We start from the raw sequence: 24045 nt of genomic DNA on the forward strand, positions 1-24045 counted from the left end.
GGCTCAGGGCCGCGGGCGGCCGCCGTAGTACTTCTTCTTGACCTCGACCTGCTCGTCGCGGTCGCCGCACTCGGTGCTCGCGGTCTCGCCGTTCGCACCGGTGTAGGTGGCGACCCACTGGTAGGTGCCGGGCCGCTCCGGGCGGAACGACTCCGAGCGGTAGCGGCCGTCGCCGGACACGTCCACCGTGGAGGTGAACACCGGGCGGCGTTCGCAGCGCCGGTCGCCGGGGCCGTACAGCTGGAACGTGATGGTGCCGGTCTCGCTCTGCGCGCCGGTCAGGCTCGCCCGGTCGAAGACCTCGCCGCCCAGCTTCACGTCGTCGGAGGCCCGGGTGACCAGGCTCGGCCCGGCCGCCGGGCGGACGACGACGCTCTCGTTCTCGGCGTTGCACGGGCTGACGGCCTCGTCGTTGTTCGCGTCGCCGCTGTACGTGGCGACCCAGCGGTAGGTGCCGGGCGCGGTCGGCTCGAAGGCCGCCGACGTGTATCGGGTGGTGCCCGGGACCAGGTCCACCTCGTCGGTGAACACGGGCCGGCCGGTGCAGGTCTCGTTGTCCGGCCCGAACAGCTCGAAGGTGATGGTGCCGGTCGGGTTCTGTCCGCCGGTCAGGGCCGCCGTGTCGGTGACGGTGCCGCCCAGCGTGATGTCGTCGGAGGCGTTCGTGACGATGGACGGCCCGCCGCGCGGGTTGACGACGACGGACTCGTTCGCCGCGTTGCACGGGCTGGCCGCCGGGTCGTTGTTGGTGTCGCCGCCATAGCCGGCGGTCCAGCGGTAGGTGCCGGGCGCGAGCGGCTCGTACGGGTCGGAAGTGTAGGTGCGGGTGCCGCTGACCACGACCACCTCGTCGGTGAACACCGGCATGCCGGTGCAGGTCGCGTCGTTCGGCCCGTACAGGCGGAACGTGATGATGCCCGTCGGGTTCTGGCCGCCGTCGAGGGTGGCCGTGTCGGTGACGGTGCCGCCGATCGTGATGTCGTCCGACGCGTCGGTGACCAGGCTCAGGCTGCCCTGCGGGGTGATCAGGACGGTCTCGTTCGCCGCGTTGCACGAGCTGGTGGCGCCGAGGTTGTTCGCGTCGCCGCTGTAGACGGCCGTCCACCGGTAGAGGCCGGCCACGACCGGCGTGTACGCCTCGCTGGTGTAGTCGGCGTTGCCGTTGTCCACGGTCACGTCGTCGCTGAAGACGGTGGTGCCGGTGCAGTCGGCGTCGTTCGGCCCGTACAGGCGGAACGTGATCGTGCCGGTCGGGTCCTGGCCGCCGGCCAGGGTCGCCGTGTCGGTGACGGTGCCGCCGACCGGCACCGTCGGCGAGGCCTGGGTGGAGAGGGTCGTCGTGGCCCGCGGGTTCACGACCACGGACTCGTTCTCGGCGTCGCAGGGGCTGAACAGCTCGTTGTTGTTGGCGTCACCGCTGTATTCGGCGGTCCACCGGTAGGTGCCCACCGCGGTCGGCGTGAAGGTCGGGGACGGGTACTCGCCGTTGCCGTGGTCGACCTCGACCGTGTAGTCGAACACGGGCATGCCGGTGCACTCGGCGTTGTCCGGCCCGTACAGCCGGAAGGTGATGGTGCCGGTCGGGCTGGCGGCCTCGTCGAGGGTGGCGGTGTCGAACACCGTGCCGCCCAGCGTCACGTCCGGGGACGCCCGGGTGAAGAAGGTCGGGGTCACCGGACCGGCGCAGCTCAGGATGCCCTCGAACGGGAAGGGGTGCATCTCGCCGCCGTTGTTCCGGGCGTCGCCGTGCACCAGGCCGCTGACGATGACCTGTCCCTCGATGTTGTTCGGGCTGCGGTCGGTCAGCGTGGCGTTGGGGGCGTACAGCGTGCCCTCGAGCGTCGCCGAGTTCGGCTGCATGAGGATGTTGAGCGCGGTGGGGAAGTTCCAGAGCATGTACGGGTACGCGGCGCTGCTGAGTCCCGCCTGGTTCGCCACCGTCCAGGCGAAGTTGTTCATGACCGCGGTGGTGCCGACGTTGACCAGCAGCGGCCGGTCCTCGTTCGGCTGGTTGCGGAACGTCAGGCCGGCGAGGTTGTTCAGCAGTTCGGCGCTGATGTTCAGGACGTTGGTGACGCCGTCGGTGAGCGTGATGTAGGCCTGCGTGCCCGCCGGGAAGGTGTCCGGCAGCGGGACGTTCGCGGCGTCGGTGAGGGTGACGTTCTCGGTGCAGCGGCCCAGCGTGGAGGAGTCGGTGCGGAACTCGGTGAACGCGGCGGCGAAGTCGATCGGCGAGGCCGGGCCGACCGAGGCGACGGGCTGCGAGATGGTGAGGTCCACCCGCGGCGTCGAGTTGTACAGGGCGCCGTCGCGCACGATGCGGGTGTCCACGTTCATCGTGTTGTTGTCGTCGATGTTGCGCACGTCGACACCGGTCAGGTCGCCGACCTTGACGTAGCCGTCGCTCAGCACGGACAGCCGGGAGGCCGCATCGCTGCCTGCGAGGTTGACCTGACCGCCGACGACCAGTGCGCTGGGCCGGGCGTCGGTGCCGACGGTGAACGTGCCGACCTGGTTCCCGGCGACCTGGTAGTTGCCGCCGATGGTGAGGTTCCCGCCGAGGGCGACCGGGCCCTCCGTCTCGTTGCTGGTGAGCGCGGCGTTGCCGAGGACGAAGACGTTGAAGCCCAACGCCGCCTCGGTGGGCTGGGTGGGGCTCATCGCTTGCGCGGGCTCCACTCCCAGCAGGGAGAGCATGGCTGTGGTGGCCACACACAGCGATGCGGTCGCGGCGATGCCGCGAGTCCGGAAAAGGTTCATGAGGCATGTATAGCCCCATTTGCCCGAAACAAATGTCCGTTTGCCCTATTTACCTTCTTGGCACCTTTTGGCAAAATCGGCAGCGGCCGACCCTGCGGTTTCGGGTCGGCCGCTGCGCGGAACGTGCTAAGGGGTGTACGGCGCGTCCGTGTGCGACAGCTCGGTCAGGGTGCTGCCGCTGACGCCGTACACGGCGGTGCGCCGCACGGCGACGGTGGCGGATCCGGCGTCGTCCGGGCGGGTCAGGTAGACCACGGTCAGCTTGTGCCCGGCGATGCTCACCGACTCGATCGGGTCGCGGTCGTTCAGCGCGAAGTGGACGGTGCACTGTGCCCGGCTGCCGGGCTTGACGCAGAGCATCACGCCCCACCAGCGGCCGGTGGTGTCCACATAGCTGCTCATGATGGTGCCGACGGTGACCTTGCCGAGCTTGCCGCCCAGGTCGCCGGTGGTGCACGCCTGCTGCACGGCGAGCACCAGCCCGTCCTCGCCGGAGAAGATGCCCTCGGTCAGCGGGGCGCCGTCGGCGCCGAACGCGTCGTAGGGGTCGATGCTGCCGCGTATCATCGCCTCCTTGACCTGGGCGCAGGTCGGCACCTTGTTGACCGGCGCCTTCGGGCTCGGCGAGGCGGCCGCCGGTGAGGCCGCGGCCGACGGCGAGCCGGCCGCCGAGGGGCTCACCACGGTGACGGCGCTGGGCGCGGCCGAGGGCGTGCCGGAGTCCTTGCACGCGGCCAGCACGCCGGCCAGCAGGGCGGCCGGAAGCAGGAGGAACGCGGTGCGGCGGGGGTGGTGCGGCATGGGTTTCCTTCGGTGAGAGGTGCGCGGCCACTGCACAGTAGGGCCATCCCGGCCGGGCGGCGGAGTCCGAGTCAGGACCACGACACTGTGATCAGCTTCGGCGGTCCGGTCGGTAGCCGGCCGTCCGGACGTTTGCGAATCGCCTGAATAGCCTGTTTTGCCACTATAGGGTTACGTCATGCGACAAAACGTGCGTCGTGGCGGATATGCCACAGCAACCACCTTGAGCGTGGCGACCGTGCTGGCAGCGGCATTGATGAGCGCGACCGGGCCGGCATCAGCCCGCACGGCGAGCCTCGCCAACCCGGTCGCCGGTGCGCTGGGGTTCAACGTGTTCGTGGCCGAGGACGCCTCGCTCGTCGACAACTCATTCGAAGGTCCGCTGGCCGTCGGCGAGGACGTCACGCTGGCCGGTGACGTGTTCACGGTCGCGGTCACCACACCGGGCACCTTCCGGGTGGGTGCCGACGCGCTGCCCAGTGCCCTCGTCGTCGGCGGGGAGGTGGATTTCGCGGACAGCTCCGGCAGCGGGGTGCTGACCGTACCCACCGAGGGGTACGCGAAGATCGGCGACCTCGGCGACGCCACCGTGCACGTCACCGACGGCGGCGGCGAGCAGGCGAACACGCAGATCGTCGCCGAGGGCGCCGCCTACGGGAGCGCGCCGCGCGTGGAGCTGTCCGTGCGGCAGCCGGCGGCCTCGGTCGGGCCCGCCGCGCCGATCGACTTCGCGACGGCGTTCACGCAGTTCCGGGCCACCTCGGACGCGCTGTCGGCGTGCGGGGGCAACGTGATGCTCACCGACGCCACCGGGCTGCCGCTGCCGGAGTACCTGCCGCCGGGCACGCACGCGTACCTCTCGCTCACCCCGGGCGTGACCAACGTGCTCAACCTCGACCCGGAGCGGCTCGCGAACATCACGACGCTGACCTTCCAGCGCATCCCGACGCTGCCGCAGGCCGACGCGCCCCTGCTGATCAACGTGGTGCTGCCCGCCGCGGGCACGGCGTACTCGTGGACCGTGCCGCAGCTCGACGGCGTCGGCACGGCGCAGGCGCCGTACCTGCTGTGGAACTTCCCGAACGCGGTCGCGGTGGCCCAGGACCCCGGTTCGCACACCATGGTCGGCACGTTCCTCGGGCCGCGCGCGAACTTCATCGACTTCAGCCCGGCCGCCAACGTCGGCCAGATCGTCAGCCGCCAGCTGGTGTACGGCGTGAACCAGGCGGGCGACCAGGACGCTGGGGAGGTGCACTACGCGCCGTTCGACGCGGAGCTGAGCTGCGCGGGTGGCCCGGGCACGCCCGGCCCGAGCGCGACGCCGAGCGCGACGCCGCAGCCGTCCGGGTCGCCGAGCGCCAGCCCGTACGGCGCCCCGCACCCGCCGCGCCCGTGACCCTGCGGGTTAGGAAGGGCACCTTCTACATCGCAAAGCGATAAGAAGGTGCCCTTCCTTTCTGTTGGGGGGTACGGAGGGTGGGGTGGGGGTTCGTCGTTCGGGACGAACGCGGTGAGCTGGGCCGAACCTAGGGTGTGCCCATGTCGAAGCTGAGTGGGATCGATGAGTGGCTGCAGCGGCGCCTGCCGGAGCTGGTGGCCGAGCATGGGGTGGGCGCGGCGGTGGCCGTGTCCGCCGGGGGCGAGGTCGTCGAGCACGCCGCGGGTGTGCTGAGCAAGGCGACCGGGGTCGAGGCGACGACGGACTCGGTGTTCCAGATCGGGTCCGTGACGAAGGTCTGGACGGTGACGCTGCTGATGCAGCTCGCCGACGAGGGCCTGCTCGACGTGGACGCGCCGGTGCGGCGCTACCTGCCGGAGTTCGCCATCGCCGACGAGGCGGCCGCGGCCGCGATCACGGTGCGGCAGCTGATGAACCACACCGCCGGGTTCGAGGGCGACATCTTCACCGACACCGGCCGCGGCGACGACTGCGTGGAGAAGTACGTCGCCACGCTCGGCGGCACCGCGCAGCTGTTCCCGCCCGGCGCGCTGTTCTCCTACAACAACGCCGGGTACTGCGTGCTCGGGCGGATCGCCGAGGTGCTGCGCGGCAAGCCGTTCGACGACTGCGTACGCGAGCACCTGTTCGCGCCGCTGGGCCTGGTGCACGCGGCCAACGGGCCGTACGAGGCGATCCTGCACCGGGCCGCGGTCGGGCACGTGCAGCCCGCGCCGGACGCCGAGCCGGTGCCCGCGCCGGTGTGGGCGCTGGCCCGGTCGAACTCCCCGGCCGGGGCGATGCTCACGATGAGCGCCCGCAGCCTGATCGCCTTCGCGCAGATGCACCTGAACGGCGGCCGCGCGGCCGACGGCACGGTGGTGCTCAGCGAGGCGAGCGTCGCCGCGATGCAGCAGCGGCAGGTCGACGTGCCGTGCGCCGGGCTGATGGGCGACGCCTGGGGCCTGGGCTGGGAGCTGTTCGACTGGGCGGGCGGTCCGGTCGTCGGCCACGACGGCAACACCATCGGGCAGGCGTCGTTCCTGCGCGTGGTGCCGGGCACGGACGTCGCGGTGGCGCTGCTGACCAACGGCGGCAACCCGTTCGCGCTGTACGCCGAGATCTTCCGGCACGTGCTGCGGGAGCTGGCCGGGGTCGAGCTGCCCGCGCTGCCGGTGTTGCCCGCGCAGCCGCAGCCGGTGGACGGGGCGCGGTACGTCGGCACGTACGCGTCCGAGGTGAACGAGCTGACCGTGAGCCAGGACGCCGACGGGCGGCTCTGGATGGACCTGGTCCCGCTGGGCCTGATGGCCGAGCTGGGCGGGCAGCCGGAGCGCACCGAGCTGGTGCACCTGCGCGGCGACATCTTCCTGCCCACGCAGGCGCAGCTGGGCATCCACCTGCCGCACGCGTTCGTCGGCGACGACGGCGCCGGCAACGCCATGTACGTGCACAGCGGACGCGCGACCCGCCGGGTCTGAGCGTCCGGGTTCGGTGCGGCGTACGGAAGCGCCGCGGCGAACTCGTCATCCGGCACCAACACGCCAGCGCCCGGCTTGGGCAGGCTGCGCCCCACAGATCGTCCCCTCGGAGGCACCCACCATGAGATCGATAGTCACAGTCACGGCGGCCGGGGCGCTCGCGCTGACCCTGGCCGCGTGCGGCGGCACGGACAACCCCACGGGCGGCGACTCCTTCGCCGACGGCAAGACCTTCACGCTGGTGCTCAGCTCCGACCCGGGCACCCTCGACCCGCACTTCACCTCCATCTCGGTGGCGGGGCAGGTCGACCGCTTCCTGTACGACTCGCTGCTGAACCTCGACGAGAAGGGCGCCGCGGTCGCGGGCCTGGCCGAGAAGTGGGAGTCGACCACCACGACCGCGAAGTACACCCTGCGCAAGGGCGTGACCTGCGCCGACGGCACGCCGCTGACGGCCACCGACGTCGCCGCGAACATCACCTTCGTGGGCGACCCGAAGAACGCGTCCACCCGCCTCGGCGTCTACGTGCCGCCGGGCGCGACCGCGGTCGGCGACGACGCGGCGGGCACGGTCACCGTCACCTCGCCCGCGCCGGACCCGTTCCTCGACCGCAACGTGGGCAGCCTGCACATCGTCTGCAAGAAGGGCATGGCCGCGCGCGACACGCTCAAGCAGGGCTCCGACGGCACCGGCATGTACACCATGACCGAGGCCGTCACCGGCGACCACTACACGCTGACCCGGCGCAAGGAGTACGCGTGGGGCCCCGGCGACTGGAAGGCCGACCAGCGCGGCCTGCCGGACAAGGTGGTGCTGCGGGTCGTCGGCAACGAGACCACCACGGTCAACCTGCTGCTGTCCGGCGAGGTCAACGCGGCGATCGTGGTCGGGCCGGACCGGCAGCGGCTGCAGGCCGCCAAGCTGCACGAGCGGCCGACCGTCGCGCCGCTGGGCGAGCTGTGGTTCAACCAGAAGGCCGGCATGCCCGGCGCGGACGAGGCCGTGCGCCGCGCGCTGACCCAGGCGCTCAACCTGGACCAGCTCGGCCAGGTCGTGTCCAGCGGCAGTGGCAAGCGCTCGACCGGCCTGGTCTCGCTCGGCGGGCCGTGCGGGGACGGCAACGCGGTGTCCCTGCTGCCCGCGTTCGACGCGAACGCGGCCAAGGCCGGGCTCGACGCGGCGGGCTGGACCGCCGGGGCGGACGGCGTCCGGGTCAAGGACGGCAAGAAGCTGGCCGTGCTGTTCTACTTCCCGACCAGCGTCGGTCCCGGCATGCAGGCCGGCGCCGAGCTGCTGCAGAAGGAGTGGTCGGCGCTCGGTGTCGAGGTCACCCTCAAGGCCGTCACCGACGCCGAGATCGGGCAGCTCGTCGTCGGCGGGCAGGGCGCGTGGCAGGCGGCGTTCCTCCCGCTGGGCGTGCCGGTGCCGACCGCGCTGGTGGCGTTCCTGTCCGGGCCGAACCCGCCCAACGGCGTCAACCTGGCCTCGGTGAACAACGCCGAGTACGCGGCGCTGGCCAAGGAGGCGGCCGGGGTCCCCGGCACGCAGGGCTGCCCGAAGTGGACCGCGGCCGAGGACGCGCTGTTCAAGAAGGTGGACATCGTGCCGTTCGTCGACTCGTCGATCCCCACCTTCGGCAAGGGCGCCACGTTCGAGCTGAGCCAGGGCGCGGTGATCCCGGGCTCGATCCGGATGCTCGCCTGAGCCGTCCCTGACAAAGGCGCCGAGCGCCGTACGACCCGCTTCGCACCGGCGGGCTCGTGCGGCGCTCGGCGCGTTCCGGGGCACGGTGATGGTGCGCGGGGACGAGGGGAGGGGGTGGGGCTTGTGCGGGCGTACCAAGACCGCAGGTCGGCCCGCCCGGCAGGATCGGTGCACCGAACCCGAGGATGTGACGGAGGCCATGCCGGTGACCAGTGCGACCGCCCCGTCCGGCACGCTCGCGGCTCTCGCCGACAACGCCTGGCTGCGCTTCGCCGCGCGGCGGCTCGGCCGGCTGCTCGTCTCGGTGTGGGTGCTGCTCACCTTCGCCTTCCTGATGATCCACCTGATTCCGGGCGATCCGGTCCGGGCCGCGCTGGGCGTCTCCGCGCCGGCTGAGCTGGTCGAGGCCCGCCGCGAGGCGCTGGGCCTGACCGACCCGCTGTGGCGGCAGTACGCCGACTACCTGCGCGGGCTGCTGCACGGCGACCTCGGCACCTCGATGCTGACCGGCATGCCGGTGTCGCAGACCATCGGCGAGCGGCTGCCCGCCACGGTCGAGCTGGCGGTGCTCGCGTTCGGGGGCGCGGCGCTGGTGTCGGTGCCGCTGGGGCTGCTCATGGCGGTGCTGACGCGCGGCGGGCGGCGGCGGCCGGTGGAGCTGGCGTTCACCTCGGGCAGCGTGGTGCTGGCCGTGGTGCCGGAGTTCCTGCTCGCGGTCGGCCTGGTGTACGTGTTCAGCGTCGAGCTGGGCTGGGCGCCGGTGGCGATGCGCCAGGGCGCGGACTCGTACGTGCTGCCGGTGCTGGCGCTCGCCGTCGGCCCGGCCGCGATCCTGGCCCGCATCCTGCGCGTGGAGACCCTCGGCGTGCTGCAGGCCGAGTACGTGCGCACCGCGCGGGCCAAGCGGCTGCCGGACCCGAAGGTGTACCTGCGGCACGTGCTGCCCAACGCGCTCACCGCGACGATCACCCTGGGCGGCCTGCTGCTCAGCACCATGGTCGCCGGGACGGTGCTGGTGGAGAACGTGTTCGCCTGGCCGGGCCTGGGCGGCACCATCGTCGGCTCGATCCTGGCCAAGGACTACCCGGTGGTGCAGGGCGTGGTGCTCGTCTACGGGCTGGGCGTGCTGCTGGTCAACCTCCTGGTCGACGTGGCCCTGGCGCTGCTCGACCCGCGTTCGACGATCAGGGAGAGCTGAGAATGACCTGGCGGGCGAGATGGCTCGGCGTGCTGCGTACGCCGGTGGGCGCGAGCGCGGCGGCGCTGCTCGGCGCGGTGCTGCTGCTGGCGGTGCTGGCCCCGGTGCTGTGGGGCGCGCGGGCCGAGGCGATGGACACGGCGCAGATCCTGCGCCCCGCGTCGGGCGCCCACTGGGCGGGCACGGACGGGCTCGGCCGGGACATCTTCGCCCGGGTGCTGGTCGCGACGGGCACCTCGGTGCGGCTGGCGCTGGCCGCGACGGCGATCGCGGTAGCGGCCGGGTTGGTGCTGGGCACGGCGCCGCTGCTGCTCGGGGTGCGGCTGGGCCGCCTGGTCACCGCGATCGTGCACATCGCGGTGGCGTTCCCCGGCATCCTGCTGGCGCTGTCGTTCGCGGTGGTGTTCGGCGCCGGTGCGCGCGGGGCGGTGCTGGCCATCGGCTTCGCGGGCGCGCCGTCGTTCGCGCGGCTCACCCAGACGCTGACCGCCGCGGTCGCCAACCGCGACTTCGTGGCCGCCGCGCGCATCGCCGGGGTCGGGCGGGTGCGGGTGCTGCTGCGCCACGTGCTGCCCAACGTCGGCGAGCCGCTGGTGGTGAACGCGACCATCGGCGCGGGCGGCGCGCTGCTGGCCTTCGCCGGGCTGTCCTTCCTCGGCCTGGGCGTGCAGGCGCCGGGGTACGACTGGGGCCGCCTGCTCGGCGAGGGCCTCAACGGCATCTACCTGAACCCGGCCGCGGCGCTGATCCCCGGTGCGGCGGTGGTGGTGGCCGGCCTGGCGTTCAACATGTTCGGCGAGGCGGTGGCCAAGGGGCTCGGCGTGCCCACCGCCGGGACGTTCCGGGGCCTCGGCCGCCGCGCCGAGCCCGCGCCCGCCGCGATCGCTCCCGCGCCGTCCGACGTGCTGCTCAACGTGGAGGAGCTGCGGGTCTCGTTCCCGGGCAAGGACGGTCCGGTCACGCCGGTGCGCGGGGTCAGCCTGACCGTACGCCGCGGCGAGACCGTCGGGATCGTGGGCGAGTCCGGTTCGGGCAAGAGCCTGACCGCGCTCGCGATCGCCCAGCTCATCGAGGAGCCGGGCCGGGTCGGCGCGCGGCGGCTGGACTTCCTCGGCGCGGACCTGCTCACCTCGTCGCCGCGTACGCTGCGGCGGCTGCTCGGCACCTCGCTGGCGATGGTGTTCCAGGACCCGGCGACCTCGTTCAACCCGACCCGGCGCATCGGCGCCCAGCTGGCCGAGGTCGCTCGCGAGCACCTGGGCGCGGGGCGGCGCGAAGCACAGGAGCGGGCCGTGGACCGGCTCCAGGCGGTGCACATCCCGGCGGCACGGCGGCGGGCGCGGCAGTTCCCGCACGAGTTCTCCGGCGGCATGCGGCAGCGGGCGATGATCGGCATGGGCCTGATGGGCAGCCCGCAGCTGATCATCGCGGACGAGCCGACCACCGCGCTGGACGTGACCGTGCAGCAGCGGGTGCTGCGGCTGCTGGCCGAGCTGCGCGCCGCCGAGGGCGTGGCGATCCTGCTGATCAGCCATGACATCGGCGTCATCGAGCAGGTGTGCGACCGGGTGCTCGTCATGTACGCCGGGCGCATCGTGGAGGACCTCCCGGCGGCCGAGCTGCGGAGCGCGGCGCGGCACCCGTACACCCGGGCACTGCTCGCCGCCGTCCCCGACCTGGCCACCGACCGCGATCGGCCGCTGCCCGTCATCCCGGGGCGGCCCGCCGACCCGGCCGCGCCGCCGCCCGGCTGCGCGTTCGCGCCGCGCTGCCCGCTCGCCGACGACCGCTGCCGGGCCGACGACCCGGCGCTGGTCACCGACGCTGCCGGCCGCCGAGTGGCCTGCTGGCACGCCGACCGACCCTTCCCACCGAGCGACTACGCAGCCGTGGTCACCGCTGGACCGGAGCACGCAGCATGAGTGAGCTGACCTTCGAGAACGTCTCTGTGCGGTACGGCACCGGGCGGCGGGCGCTGACCGCCGTCGAGGACGTCGACCTGACCGTGCCGGCCGGTTCGGTGGTGGGACTGGTCGGCGAGTCCGGGTCCGGCAAGTCTTCGCTGGCCCGTGCCGCCGTCGGGCTGCACCCGGTGAGCGCCGGGCGGATCCTGCTGGACGGGCGGCCGCTGCGCCGCGACGGCCGGGTGGGACGGCGGCGGCCCTTGCAGATGGTGTTCCAGGACCCGTACTCCTCACTCGACCCGCGCATGACCATCGGTGCGTCGATCGCCGAGGCGCTGCCACGTGAGGTGGCACGTGGCTCGGCGGCGCGTCGCGACGAGGTGGCGCGGCTGCTGGGGCTGGTGGACCTGGGCGCGGAGCGGGCGGTGAGCTATCCGGGGCAGCTGTCCGGCGGGCAGCGGCAGCGGGTCGCGCTGGCCCGTGCCCTCGCCGGGCGGCCCGACGTGGTCATCGCCGACGAGATCACCTCGGCACTGGACGTGTCCATCCAGGGCACCGTGCTGAACCTGGTACGCGACCTGCAGCGGCGGCTGCGGCTGTCGATGCTGTTCATCTCGCACGACCTGGCCGTGGTGCGCTACGTCGCCGACCACGTCGCCGTCATGTACCTGGGCCGCATCGTCGAGTTCGGGCCCGCGGAGCAGGTGCTGGGGGATCCGCGGCATCCGTACACCCGGGAGCTGCTCGCCGCCGCCGGCCGCGGCGCCGGGGCGGTCCTGCCCGCCGCGGTCGCCGACGCGGAACCGGCCGACCCGCATCACCCGCCGCCCGGCTGCCGCTTCCACCCGCGCTGCCCCGTCGGGCCGCTGGTCCATGCCGACCGCACGATCTGCCGCGAGCGCGAACCAGCCCCGACCGGCGACCGGCACCGGACCGCCTGCCATTTCGTGCCCGGCGGCGTGGGCGACCCGACCGGCAGCGTCGGCTGACCTGAACTGCTGCTGCCCGCACCAGCACGACACCCGCGCTCGGCAGGCGCGAGGTGACCCGAACACGACCTGCCGACGAGACGATCAGAAGACCTGAGCGAGGGAGAAGCCGGTGACCAACCGCCAGCGCATCGACGACCTGACCAGCTTCGCGGTGCCCGAGCAGCCCGCGCTGTCGCCCGACGGCGGCTCGATCCTGTACGTGCTGCGTACGGCCGACGCCGCGGGCGACCGGAACCTGCGCTCGATCTGGCGGGTGGACGCCCGCGACGGCGACGCCGTGCAGCTCACCCGCGGTAAGGCCGACGTCGCCCCGGCCTGGTCGCCCGACGGCGCACGGGTGGCGTTCCTGCGCGCCCAGGACGGCCCGGCCCAGCTGTGGCTGCTCCCCGCCGCCGGCGGCGAGGCCGAGCAACTGACCACGCTGCCGCTCGGCGCGGGCGCGCCGGTGTGGAGCCCCGACGGCACGAAGATCGCCTTCGCGTCGGCCGTCGACATCACGGCGGACGCGGGGGAGGACGACGCCGCGCGCACCCGCCGGGGCAGGGCGCCGATCGTCACCGAGCGCGTCGACTACCAGGCCGACGGCGCGGGGCTGCTGCGCGGCATGCGCAAGCACCTGCACGTGCTCGACCTGGCCAGCCGCCAGGTGCGCCAGGTGACCGAGGGCGACTGGCACGCCGGTGACCCGTCGTGGTCACCCGACGGCACCAGGCTCGCCTTCGGCGCGGGCACCGCCGCCGACGCCGACCTGAACATCCGGGTGCCGCTGCACGTGCTCGACCTGAGCGACCCCGCCGCCCGCCCGACCCAGGTCGGACTGCCCGACGGGGTCGCCGGGCCCGCGATCTGGACCGCGGACGGGGAGTCGCTGCTGGTCGTAGGCACGGTGGCGGGCCCGACCGGGCATGCCGGGCTGCTGCGGCTGCCGCTTTCCGGCGGCGAGCCGGTGAACCTGGCCGCCTCGCTCGACCGCAATGTGATGGCGGGCGGTCCCGGCTACCCGGGGGCGGCCCCGCGCCTGGTCGACGGCGGGCGCACCGTGCTGTTCTGCGCCCGCGACCGGGGCTGCACCCACCTCTACGCGGTCGGCGTGGACGGCGGCGACCCGCGTCTGGTCGTCGGCGGCGCGGGGCGGGTCGTCTCCGGCCTCTCCGTCGCCGGTGACACCGCCGTGCTCGCGCTGGCCACGCCGGAGTCGTACGGCGAGATCGTGGCCGTGGACCTGGCGGCCGGGACCGAGACCGTGCGCACCCAGCATGGGCCCGACCTGTCCGGCCTGTTCCCGCGGCAGGAGCGCGAGTTCGCGATCTCCGACGGCACGGTGGTGCACGGCTGGCTGATCCGCGACGACAGCGTCACCGGTCCGCGGCCGCTGCTGCTGGACATCCACGGCGGCCCGCACAACGCGTGGAACGGCGCGGCCGACGAGATCCACCTCTACCACCAGGAGCTGGCCGCGCGCGGCTGGGCGGTGCTGCTGCTCAACCCGCGGGCCAGCGACGGCTACGGCGCCGAGTTCTTCGACGCGGCGATCGGCGCCTGGGGCGACGGCGACGCCCGCGACTTCCTGGAGCCGCTGGACCAGCTCGTGGCGGAGGGCGTGGCCGACCCGGACCGGCTCGCGGTCACGGGCTACAGCTACGGCGGATTCATGACCTGCTACCTGACCAGCCGCGACGGCCGGTTCGCGGCGGCCGTCGCCGGGGGCGTGGTCGCCGACCTCGACAGCATGGCGGGCACCTCCGACGCCGGCCACTTCCTGGCGGTGCACGAGCTGGGCGGCCAGCCGTGGGGCGACACCGAGCGGTACGCGGCGATGTCGCCGTACGCGCGAGTGGACCAGGTGCGTACGCCGACCTTGGTCATCCACGGGGCGGCCGACGTGCGCTGCCCGATCGGGCAGGCCCAGCAGTGGCACGCCGCGCTGCGGGCGCAGGGGGTGCCGACCGAGCTGGTGCTCTACCCGGACGGCTCGCACCTGTTCATCCTCGACGGGCCGCCGTCGCACCGTGTCGACTTCAACCGGCGCGTGGTCGACTGGGTCGAGACGTATGCCGCGGGCGTCCGCCGGGCCGTGGACGGCGCGCACTGGCAGCGGCGCCTGGCGGTGCTCGCCGCCAGGCACGGGGTCACCGGCGCGGCGCTGGGCATCCTGCGCGTGGGCGCGGACGGGCGGCCCGACGAGCTGGCCGAGGCCGCGTACGGCCTGCTCAACATCGACAGCGGCGTGACGGCGACCACCGACAGCGTGTTCCAGATCGGGTCGATCTCCAAGGTGTGGACCGCGACCGTGGTGCAGCAGCTCGTCGAGGAGGGCCTGCTCGACCTCGACGCGCCGGTCGCGCAGGTGCTGCCCGAGCTGCGCCTGTCCGACCCGGACGTGACCAAGCAGGTCACCATGCGGCACCTGCTCACCCACACCAGCGGCATCGACGGCGACGTGTTCACCGACACCGGGCGCGGCGACGACTGCCTGGAGAGGTACACGGCGCTGCTGGCCGAGGTGGCGCAGAACCACCCGCTCGGCGCGACCTGGTCCTACTGCAACTCCGGCTTCTCGCTGGCCGGGTACGTCATCGAGAAGATCACCGGGCTCACCTGGGACGCGGCGATGCGGCAGCGGCTGTTCACGCCGCTGGGGCTGGCCCGCACCGGCACCCTGCCCGAGGACGCGCTGCTGCACCGGGCCGCGGTCGGCCACGTCGACGGGCCGGACGGGCAGCGCATGCGGGCACCGGTCTGGGGCCTGCCGCGCGCGGTCGGCCCGGCCGGGCTGATCAGCGCGCCCGTCGCCGACGTCCTCGCCTTCGCCCGGCTGCACCTGACCGGCGGCCTGGCCGCCGACGGCACCCGGCTGCTCAGCGAGCAGGGCGTGGCCGCGATGGCGGACAAGCACGCCGACCTGCCGGACAAGCACTCCCTCGGCGACTCGTGGGGTCTGGGCTGGATCCGCTACGGCTGGGACGGGCGGCGGCTGATCGGCCACGACGGCAACACCATCGGGCAGGGCGCGTTCCTGCGGCTGCTGCCCGAGCAGGGGCTGGCCGTCACGCTGCTCACCAACGGCGGCAAGTCGCGCGACCTGTACGAGGACCTGTACCGGGAGATCTTCGCCGAGCTGGCGGGGGTGGACATGCCACGCACGCTCACCCCGCCTCCGACGCCGGTCACCGCCGACCTCGGCCCGCATCTGGGCACGTACGAGCGCGCCGGGTCGCGGATGGAGGTGCTCGACGGCGGCACGCTGCGCATCACGGTCACCGGGCCGCTGGCCGAGCTGAGCCCGAACCCGACCCAGGAGTTCCCGATGACGCCCCTGCGCGACGACCTCTACCTGGTGCGGATGCCCGGCCAGCAGACGTACATCCCGGTGACCTTCTACGCGCTGCCCACCGGCGAGCGGTACCTGCACTTCGGCGCGCGCGCCACCCCTAAGGTCGGCTGATGACGATCGAAGCGATGACCGCGGCGCTGCCCGTCCTGCTGTCCGACATCGAGGAGCTGGTCACCTGCGAATCCCCGTCGCAGGACCTGGCCGCGGTGGCGCGCAGCGCCGAGGTCGTGGCCCGGCTCGGCGCCCGCCGCCTGGGCGCCGAGCCGGAACGGATTGTGCTCGACGGGCGTACGCACCTGCGCTGGCGCTTCGGCACCGGGCCGACACGGGTGCTGCTGCTCGGCCACCACGACACGGTGTGGCCGCTGGGCTCGCTGGCCACCCACCCGTTCTCGGTGGACGGCGGCGTGCTGCGCGGTCCGGGCTGCTTCGACATGAAGGCCGGCCTGGCCATGATCTTCCACGCGGTCGCCGCCCTGCCGTCGCGGGACGGCGTGACGATCCTGGTCAACGGCGACGAGGAACTCGGCTCGCCCAGCTCCCGCGGCCTCATCGAGACCGAGGCGACCGGCTGCGCGGCGGCCCTGGTCCTGGAGGCCTCCGCCACCGGCGGCGCCCTGAAGACCGAACGCAAGGGCGTCTCCCTCTACCGCGTCCGCGTCACCGGCCGCGCCGCCCACGCGGGCCTCGAACCCGAACGCGGCGTCAACGCCACGATCGAGCTGGCCCGCCAGGTCCTCGCCGTCGCCGCCCTCGCCGACCCCGACCAGGGCACCACCGTCACCCCCACCCTCATGTCCGCCGGCACCACCACCAACACCGTCCCCGCCCTCGGCGAGTTCGCCGTCGACGTCCGCGTACGCACCGTCGCCGAACAAACCCGCATCCACACCGCCCTAGAAAGGAAGGGCACCCTCTTATCGTTTTCCGATGTAGAAGGTGCCCTTCCTAACCAGGCCGGGGTTGAGGTGCTCGGGGGGCCGAACCGGCCGCCGCTGGACGGGGCGTCGTCGGCCGGGCTCTACACCCGCGCCCAGAAACTCGCCGCCGAGCTGGGACTGCCGCCGCTGACCTGCACGGCGGTCGGCGGGGCGTCGGACGGCAACTTCACCGCCGGGGTCGGCACGCCCACCCTGGACGGGCTGGGCGCGGTCGGCGGCGGCGCGCACGCCGACGACGAGCACGTCCTGATCGACGCCCTCCCCGGCCGGACAGCCCTGCTCGCCGCCTTGATCGCCGACCTCCTCCCCGGCGGCCGCTAGATCGTTCGACTTGCCAGGCACATGGGCGAAAGCGCGCTCAAGATACGCCCGGGTGCCTGGCAAGTCGGACGATCATGAGGTTGGTGCGCGGCGACGAAGCGGAGGGGTGGTCTCGTCGGGCGGGACGAACTAGGGTGGCCGTCCTGCTCCTATGTTCGGACGGTGCTGACCACGGTGAAGGCGAATCTGCGCTCCCAGGCGACCCTCGGCCGCGTGCTCGACGATCTCGGCGCGACCCTGCTCGAACTCGTGCACGGCGAGCCGGACGCGGCCGGTGACATCGGCGGCGTGGCCATCCACGATCCGCTGGAGGAGCCGGTGCTGCCCCAGCGCGCGCTGGTGCTCGGCGTCGGGCTGCGCGAACCCGCCGAGATCGCGCGGCTGCTGCGTACGCTCGCCGCGCAGGGGGCCGCCGGGCTGGTGCTGCGGGCACCGGTGCCGCGCGACGCGGAGCTGGCGCGGGCCGCCGCCGAGTCGGGCGTCGCCGTGCTCGCGCTGACCCGCGGCGCGTCCTGGGCGCAGCTCGCCGCGCTGCTGCGGGCGCTGCTGGCCGAGGGCGACGTCGGCGACGCCGGGCCGCAGACCATCGGCGGTATGCCGTCCGGCGACCTGTTCGCCCTGGCCAACGCGGTCGGCGCGCTGCTCGACGCACCGGTGACCATCGAGGACCGCAGCTCACGGGTGCTGGCCTTCTCCGGCCGCCAGGACGAGGCCGACCCGTCCCGGGTCGAGACCATCCTGGGCCGCCAGGTGCCCGAGCAGTATTCCCGCCTGCTCACCGAGCGCGGCGTGTTCCGCGACCTCTACCGCAGCGACGAGCCGGTGTTCGTCGAGCCGCCGGGCTCGCCGGGCGGGTTCACCGTGCCGCGGGTCGCGGTGGCGGTGCGCGCCGGGGACGAGGTGCTCGGCTCGATCTGGGCGGCGGTGCGCGAGCCGCTCAGCCCCGAGCGCAGCCAGGCGCTGCGGGACGCGGCCCGGCTGGTGGCGCTGCACATGCTGCGCATCCGGGCCGGTGCCGACGTGGAGCGCCGGCTGCGCGCAGACCTGCTGAGCACCGCGCTGGAGGGCGGCGCCGGGGCGCGCGAGGCGCTGCACCGGCTGGGCCTGGCCGACCAGCCCGTGGTGGTGCTGGCGCTGGCCACGCTGCGCGCCGACCGGGGCGAGTCGCTGGGTACGGACGTCAACCTGGCCACCGAACGCCAGCGCCTGGCCGACGGCCTGGCCATGCACCTGACCGCGGTGCATCCCCGCTGCGTCGCGGCCCTGGTCGGCGATGTGGCGTACGGCCTGATCCCGGTCGCGCGGGAGGGCGACGGCGAGCAGCGCGCGCTGCGCATCGCCACGGACTTCCTGGACCGGGTCGGCGACCGGGTGCGCGCGGTGATCGGGATCGGCTCGGTGGCGGCCGACGCGGGCGGCCTGGCCGAGGCGCGCGCGGGCGCCGACCGGGCGCTGCGGGTGCTGCGCTCCGGCTCGGCCGGCGGCGGGCACCGGGTGGCCCGGCTGTCGGACGTGCACGTCGAGTCGCTGCTGCTGGAGCTGCGCGACCTGGTCGCGGCGCGGGGGGACCGGCCGACCGGGCCGGTGGCGCGGCTGTTCGCGTACGACGAGCAGCACAACGCGAACCTCGTGGACACGCTGCGGGCGTGGCTGGACGCGTTCGGCGACGTGATCGCGGCCTCGGCGGCGATGTACGTGCACCCGAACACGTTCCGCTACCGGCTGCGCCGCCTGGCCGAGGTCGGCGGCATCGACCTCACCGACCCCGAGGCCCGCTTCGCCGCGATGCTCCAGCTCCGCGTCCTCCCGCCCGGTAGCCGCCCCGCCTAGCCGCGCAGCGCGGCCCAGCGTTCGTGCATGAGCTTGGTGAGGAAGTCGAGGTCGTCGCGGCGGGCGCGGTACGCCGCGCAGCTCGCGACCATCGCGCCGTGCACCGTCTCGGCGAACGGGTCGGCGCCCGCGGCGAGCAGCCGGTGGATCAGCGACACGTCGCCGCCGTTCATGACGGCCACGTACAGCGGGGTGCGGCCGGCGCGGTCGCGCGCGTCGACGGGCACCCCGGCGGCGTCCAGCAGCGGCAGCAGCCGCTCGTGGTCCACCCACATCGCGGTGTGCCGCAGCGACCAGCCGCTGCCGTCGCGCATGTGCGGGTCGATCACGCCGCGCGCCAGGCCGTCCAGCAGCCAGTCGGTGTCGCCGTCGAGCATGCGCTCGCGGACCAGCGCCCGCTGCGCGACCAGCGCCCTCGGCAGCCGTCCGGCCCCGGTCAGCCACGCCTCCCGCGCTGCGAAGCAGCCCGCGCTCGCGCCGCCCATGGCCCGCAGCGTCTGCTCCCGCCGCAGCTCGTCGTCGGTATGGTCGTCCAGCCGCAGCGCACCCTCGCGCACGCCGAGCACGTGCCACGCCCCCTGGCAGCGGATCCGCGCCGGATCGCCCGGCTGACCCCGCCGCCGCCCCGCCCGCCGCGTCTCCTCGCGGCGTGTCTGCGCATCCTGCGGGTCGACGCGCGGCGGGTTCGCGGACGTCGTGCGGTCAGCGGCCACGCCCGCGGCCGGGTCGGCGGCTGGTCCGTCCTCCGGCTGCCGGCATCCCGGCGGGCTCGCGAGTGCTGCTTTCGCTACGGGGTCACAACTTCTGGGTTGTGGGTACAACCCAGAAGTCGTCACGTCTGGAGCGGTGGTGTCCGGGCGGCGGAGGACGGCGGCCGGAGACTCCGGTGTCGCGGCACCGGGCCGGTGCGCGGGGCGGGCGGGCAGCAGCGCGTCGCGCAGCAGGGGGTGCAGGTCGTCGGGGGTCAGCCGGCCGCTGTACAGCAGCGCCAGGTCAGCCGGGATGGGACCGCTGGCGACGCGGGGATACAGGTCGTAGTAGTCGTGGGCGTCGCCCGCCGCGGCGGTGAGCGTCTCGCCCACGGTCACGTCGACGTGCGCGCCGAACTGGGTGCTGACCTGCGCCGTCCTGAACGCGGCGGCGGCCGCGCGCAGCTCGGCGGCCAGGCCGACGGGGCAGGTCGGCGGGGCGGTGTCGGCCTGCAGCGCCTTCGTCTCGGTGAACGGGATGTCGAAACCGCAGGCCCGCCAGGCGGCGGCGTACTCACCCGCGGCCAGCATCAGGTAGATCCGTTCGGTGGCCGCCGCCGCATCGGAGCCGCGACCGAGTTCCGGCCAGGGGAGCGGGGTGCCGTCGGGACGCAGCAGCGGCGGGCGGTCGTCGGCGCATCCCCAGGCGGCGCGCAGCCCGGCGGTGGCGCGCACGTCCCAGGTATGGCGGGGGGCGACGTACCAGCGATGGTCGGCCATCTCGTCGACGGTCGCGACGGTCAGCCGCAGGCGCTGCGGTCCGGTGGGCGAAAGCGGCAGGCGTACCCGGATCAGCGGCGCCCCCGGCTCGACGGCGTCGGGGACGAGCACCGCGCTGGTGCGGGCCCGGTAGGTCGTCATGCCGCCAGGGTGCCGGGGCAGGTGCCAGACCAGCAGGTCCAGCGCGAGGTGACGCAGGTCGTCCTCGACCCGCGCGGCCGCCTCGGCGCCGTGGCGGTCCCGTACGGCGGCCAGGTCGAGGTCGAGGTCGACGGGCACCGCGGCCGCGGCCGTGCGCCAGTCACCGGCTGCCCGGGCGCGGGCCGCCGCCGTGACCGCCTCGGGTGAGGGCATGCGGGCGCGGATGCGGCGCCACTGCGCCAGGTCGTTGCGCAGCGACATGATCATCCGCACACCTCCAGCCGAAAGGCGGCAGGCCGGCCGGATTCGAACCGGCGTCCTCCAACTGCGCGAAGTGGCGCGACGACCTCTGCGCTACGGCCTGCCGTCCGGCACACTACACACCGATTCCGACGGTCCGGGCATCCACGTCGGCGGCTGAACGCGGCCCCCGCCGGGGAGCGCGGAGGCGGACGTGTGTGCTACAACCTTCGCGTGACCGCGACACCTCCTCAGCTCAGCCACCTCATCGTCGCCGCGGACGGTGAGGTGCGGGTCGCGCTGGCCGGAGAGGTCGATCTCGCCGTGGCCGACGAGCTGCACCGGTGGCTCACCGGGGCGGCGGGGGACCACCCGGGGCTGCCCGTGGTCGTGGACATGAGCGCGGTGACCTTCATCGACTCGTCGGGGATCAGGGCGTTCGTGCGCGCCCGCGCGGACGTCACGGCGGCCGGATGCGGCATGCGGCTGGTCAACACGACGGGCATGGCGCTGCGGGTGCTGCAGGTCGCGGGGGTGTACACGCACCTGAGCGGGGAGCCCGTCGAGTGAGCCCCGCGCGGCCGGTGGACGTGAGCTGACCTCGCCTCCGAGGTGTGCGCCTGTTACCTTTGGGCGGTGCACCAGGCGGTCGTCGTGATCATGGATCTCCATGTCGCCGGGCCGCGGGTGTCCGCCGCATGAGGCCCGGTGCGCCTGACGGCTTCCTCCACGAGGCCGCGTTCCCCGGCTCCGACAGCGAGTTCCTCGATCTCGTCGTGCCGTTCGTGCGCCGCGGGCTGGCCGCGGGCGAGCCGGTCGTCGTGGCGTACGGCCCACGGCAGCGCGGGCTGCTGTCCGACGCGCTGGGTCCGGACAGCGGGGTGCTGTTCCTCGACGGCGGCGACCAGTACGCACGCCCGGCGCTCGCGCTCAAGCAGTACGGGGAGCTGTTCGGCGACCTGCTCGCGCGGGGCGCGACACGGATCCGGGTGACCGGCGAGGTGTCACACCAGGGGCTGCGCGAGCAGTGGGACTGGTGGGCGCGCTACGAGTCGGCGGTCAACACCGCCTGGGCCGGCCTGCCGGTGTGGGCTCTGTGCCCCTACGACGTCCGCCACACCCCGCCGCGCGTGGTCGACGACGTGCGCCGCACCCACCCCTACCGCGCCGTGCCGGGCGGCCACTACCGCGATACGGCGTACCAGGAGCCGGGCGAGTTCACCCCCGGGGTCGAGGCGTGGCGGGACCCGCTGGAGGAGGCCGCGCCCGTCGTCGACCTGGCCGATCCGCAGCCGGGCCCGGCCCGCGACGCGGTCGCGGCGCTGCGGCAGGCGGCCGGGATCAGCGTCGACGAGCTGCAGGCGCTGCTGGTCGCGGTCAGCGAGGCGGTGACCAACGCCTGGCTGCACGGCCGTCCGCCGCTGCGGCTACGGGCCTGGACCGGACCGGGGCGGCTGGTGGTCAGCGTCGCCGACGCCGGGCCCGGCCCCGCCGACCCGATGGCCGGCCTGGTGCCCGGCCCGCGCCCCGGCGGCATGGGCCTCTGGCTCGCCCATCAGCTGTGTACGCATGTGTCGCTGGAGCGTGACCCGCACGGATTCACGGTGCGCCTGGCCGCCGGGCGGCTCGGCGGCTGAGCGGTGCGCGCCCGACTGGTGCCGGGGCGGGCGCTAAGCGACAATCCTGCGGTGGAGCGCGGCGCCGATCCGGGCCGGCATCGAGCTTCATCGCGGTACGCGGGCCCTGACCGGCCCGTACGGCCGTCCTTTCCCCGAGCACTCAGGAGCAGCCACGTGTCCGATGTCGATGTCGAGCCGGTGTCCGCGTCCCCGGACCAGGTTCCGCCCCAGCCGCAGGCACCGGAGCCGGCGGCGCCGTGGTGGCGGGGCGTCCGGCTGCCGTACGCCCTGACCGGCGTGCTGCTGCTGGTGATGACCTGGTTCACGATCGCGCAGGGCCGCTTCCACGGCCGCACCTACGACGAGTACATGCAGGACGACTACGGCGCCCGGGTGCTGAAGTTCTACCTGTCCGGCACCGAGGACCGCTCCTTCCTCGACTTCCCGGACTACCTCTACATGCCGCAGCACGGCGCCGGGTTCGAGCTGATCGTGGCGTTCTTCCAGCACCTCACCGGCGAGGTGTGGCAGACCCGCACGATCGTCAACGGGCTGTTCGGCGTGCTCGGCATGCTGATCATCGGGCTGGCCGCCCGGGAGCTGGCCGGCCGCGGGGTGACCGGGGCGTGGGCCGGGTTCGCCGCCGCGCTCGGGCTCGCGCTCTACCCGCGCTACACCGGCCAGATGATGAACAACTCCAAGGACATCCCGCTGGCCGTGGCGATGGTGCTGGTGCTCTGGCTGGTGCTGCGGCTGATGCGCCGCTGGCAGGAGCCGGACCGGCGCGGCGAGGTGCTGGAGCTGGGCGCGATCGGCGCCGCCATCGGCTTCGCGGCCTCGATCCGGGTCAACGCGCTGCTGTGGTTCGGGCTGCTGGCGCTGGTGGCGGGCGGCTACTGGGCCCTGCACGGCTGGAAGCTGCGCGGCCGGGAGCTGCGGTCGGAGATCACCAACCAGATCACCGCGCTGCTGGCCATCGGCACCACCGCCTACCTGGTGATGTCGCTGCTGTGGCCGTACCTGCTGACCAACCCGACCGACGGCCTGCTCGCCTCGGTCGAGTCGATGGCCAAGTACGACTGGGACAACGAGATCCGCTTCGGCGGCGAGATGGTCCGCTCCACCCAGCTGCCCTGGTACTACGCGCCCTGGTGGCTGGTGATCGGCTCGCCGCTGCCCGTGGTGGCGCTGACCGCGGCCGCGGTGGTCGCCGGGGCGGTCGCGCTGGTCCGGCGCACCGGCGTGGACGGGCGGCTGCTGCTGGTCGGCGCGTACATCCTGGTGCCGCTCGTGCTTATCATCGGGGCGCACTCGACGCTGTACAACAGCCTGCGGCAGTTCCTGTTCGTGGCGCCGGGCCTGATCGTGCTGGGCGCCGTGCTGCTGGTGCGCTGGATCCGGCAGGCGTTCGCGTCCGGGCGCACCGCGCTGGCCTGGTCGCTGCTCGGCCTGGCGGTGCTCGGCCAGGTCGAGGTGCTCTACGCCTCCGCCCGCATCTACCCGTACGAGTACTCGTACTTCAACCCGCTGGTCGGCGGCTACGCCGAGGCCCGGCACGACTACGAGAGCACCTACTACGGCTCGTGCACCCGGGCGGCGGCGGTCTGGCTGGGCGAGAACTACCAGCGCTACACCCCCGACCCGGCGCCCACGTTCCGCGACGAGCACCAGTGGAACTCGCTGGCCGAGGTGGACCTGCCGGACAACTTCGTGGGGATCGGCGACGGCCAGCCGTACTTCCGCATCGTCAGCGGCGATCCGGGTCCCGGCTACCGGGAGATCCACGCCGTGGTCGTCGAGGGCGAGCCGGTCTGCCGGGTAGCCGTCGTCGACTACGCGCCCGGCGGCTGACCAGCGGTTACTCGTGGCAT

15 protein-coding genes and 1 tRNA gene are annotated in these 24045 nt (G+C 73.7%); 12 read left to right on the forward strand and 4 right to left on the reverse strand.

Going from position 1 to position 24045, the window contains the following annotated elements; genetic code table 11:
• Positions 1-3: 3 nt before the first annotated feature.
• Both CS0771_RS21460 and CS0771_RS21465 read right to left on the reverse strand, forming a co-directional pair.
• The gene (locus tag CS0771_RS21460) at positions 4-2760 is read right to left on the reverse strand and encodes a collagen-binding domain-containing protein (RefSeq protein ID WP_212842656.1); all 2757 of its coding nucleotides are present in this window, start codon (positions 2758-2760) and stop codon (positions 4-6) included.
• A 126-nt stretch (positions 2761-2886) separates the two neighbouring features.
• Positions 2887-3561 (reverse strand): hypothetical protein, encoded by a 675-nt coding sequence (locus CS0771_RS21465; RefSeq protein ID WP_212842657.1) that lies wholly within the window; start codon positions 3559-3561, stop codon positions 2887-2889.
• Positions 3562-3790: 229 nt separating this feature from the next.
• Here CS0771_RS21465 and CS0771_RS21470 point away from each other — a divergent pair, with 229 nt between their 5' ends.
• The 9 genes from CS0771_RS21470 (at position 3791) to CS0771_RS21510 (ending at position 18705) form a co-directional block, all read left to right on the forward strand.
• A complete protein-coding gene (locus tag CS0771_RS21470) occupies positions 3791-4957 on the forward strand; it encodes a choice-of-anchor A family protein (protein WP_244871395.1) in 1167 nt (388 codons plus the stop codon).
• 143 nt (positions 4958-5100) lie between these two features.
• Positions 5101-6480: a serine hydrolase gene (locus tag CS0771_RS21475; RefSeq protein WP_212842659.1), complete on the forward strand. Its 1380-nt coding sequence runs from the start codon at positions 5101-5103 to the stop codon at positions 6478-6480.
• A 121-nt stretch (positions 6481-6601) separates the two neighbouring features.
• Positions 6602-8185: an ABC transporter substrate-binding protein gene (locus tag CS0771_RS21480; RefSeq protein WP_212842660.1), complete on the forward strand. Its 1584-nt coding sequence runs from the start codon at positions 6602-6604 to the stop codon at positions 8183-8185.
• A 205-nt stretch (positions 8186-8390) separates the two neighbouring features.
• Positions 8391-9383, forward strand: a complete 993-nt coding sequence (locus tag CS0771_RS21485; RefSeq protein ID WP_244870935.1) for an ABC transporter permease — start codon at positions 8391-8393, stop codon at positions 9381-9383.
• Positions 9384-9385: 2 nt separating this feature from the next.
• Entirely contained in the window at positions 9386-11305 is a 1920-nt protein-coding gene (locus tag CS0771_RS21490; protein ID WP_212842662.1) for a dipeptide/oligopeptide/nickel ABC transporter permease/ATP-binding protein, read from the forward strand.
• On the forward strand, positions 11302-12276 hold the full coding sequence (locus CS0771_RS21495) for an ABC transporter ATP-binding protein (protein ID WP_212842663.1): 975 nt from the start codon (positions 11302-11304) through the stop codon (positions 12274-12276). Before CS0771_RS21490 ends, CS0771_RS21495 begins: the two co-directional genes overlap by 4 nt.
• Positions 12277-12388: 112 nt before the next feature.
• The gene (locus CS0771_RS21500) at positions 12389-15724 is read left to right on the forward strand and encodes a serine hydrolase (protein ID WP_212842664.1); all 3336 of its coding nucleotides are present in this window, start codon (positions 12389-12391) and stop codon (positions 15722-15724) included.
• On the forward strand, positions 15724-16875 hold the full coding sequence (locus CS0771_RS21505; protein WP_244870936.1) for a M20 family metallopeptidase: 1152 nt from the start codon (positions 15724-15726) through the stop codon (positions 16873-16875). The genes CS0771_RS21500 and CS0771_RS21505 overlap by 1 nt, the downstream gene beginning before the upstream one ends.
• 162 nt (positions 16876-17037) lie before the next feature.
• Complete coding sequence (locus CS0771_RS21510) at positions 17038-18705, forward strand: CdaR family transcriptional regulator (RefSeq protein WP_244870937.1); 1668 nt, start codon at positions 17038-17040, stop codon at positions 18703-18705.
• Here the strand turns inward: CS0771_RS21510 and CS0771_RS21515 are convergent.
• The gene (locus tag CS0771_RS21515) at positions 18702-20582 is read right to left on the reverse strand and encodes a hypothetical protein (protein WP_212842665.1); all 1881 of its coding nucleotides are present in this window, start codon (positions 20580-20582) and stop codon (positions 18702-18704) included. The genes CS0771_RS21510 and CS0771_RS21515 overlap by 4 nt on opposite strands.
• Before the next feature lie 24 nt (positions 20583-20606).
• Positions 20607-20679, reverse strand: a tRNA-OTHER gene (locus CS0771_RS21520).
• A 110-nt stretch (positions 20680-20789) separates the two neighbouring features.
• Between CS0771_RS21520 and CS0771_RS21525 the strand changes: the two genes are divergently transcribed.
• The 3 genes from CS0771_RS21525 (at position 20790) to CS0771_RS21535 (ending at position 24025) form a co-directional block, all read left to right on the forward strand.
• Positions 20790-21125: an STAS domain-containing protein gene (locus tag CS0771_RS21525; RefSeq protein ID WP_212842666.1), complete on the forward strand. Its 336-nt coding sequence runs from the start codon at positions 20790-20792 to the stop codon at positions 21123-21125.
• A 128-nt stretch (positions 21126-21253) separates the two neighbouring features.
• The gene (locus CS0771_RS21530; RefSeq protein WP_212842667.1) at positions 21254-22192 is read left to right on the forward strand and encodes a sensor histidine kinase; all 939 of its coding nucleotides are present in this window, start codon (positions 21254-21256) and stop codon (positions 22190-22192) included.
• A gap of 156 nt (positions 22193-22348) precedes the next feature.
• Positions 22349-24025, forward strand: coding sequence for a hypothetical protein (locus CS0771_RS21535; RefSeq protein WP_212842668.1), 1677 nt, complete (start codon positions 22349-22351; stop codon positions 24023-24025).
• Positions 24026-24045: the final 20 nt, after the last annotated feature.

The organism is Catellatospora sp. IY07-71 (assembly GCF_018326265.1).
Classification (GTDB): domain Bacteria; phylum Actinomycetota; class Actinomycetes; order Mycobacteriales; family Micromonosporaceae; genus Catellatospora.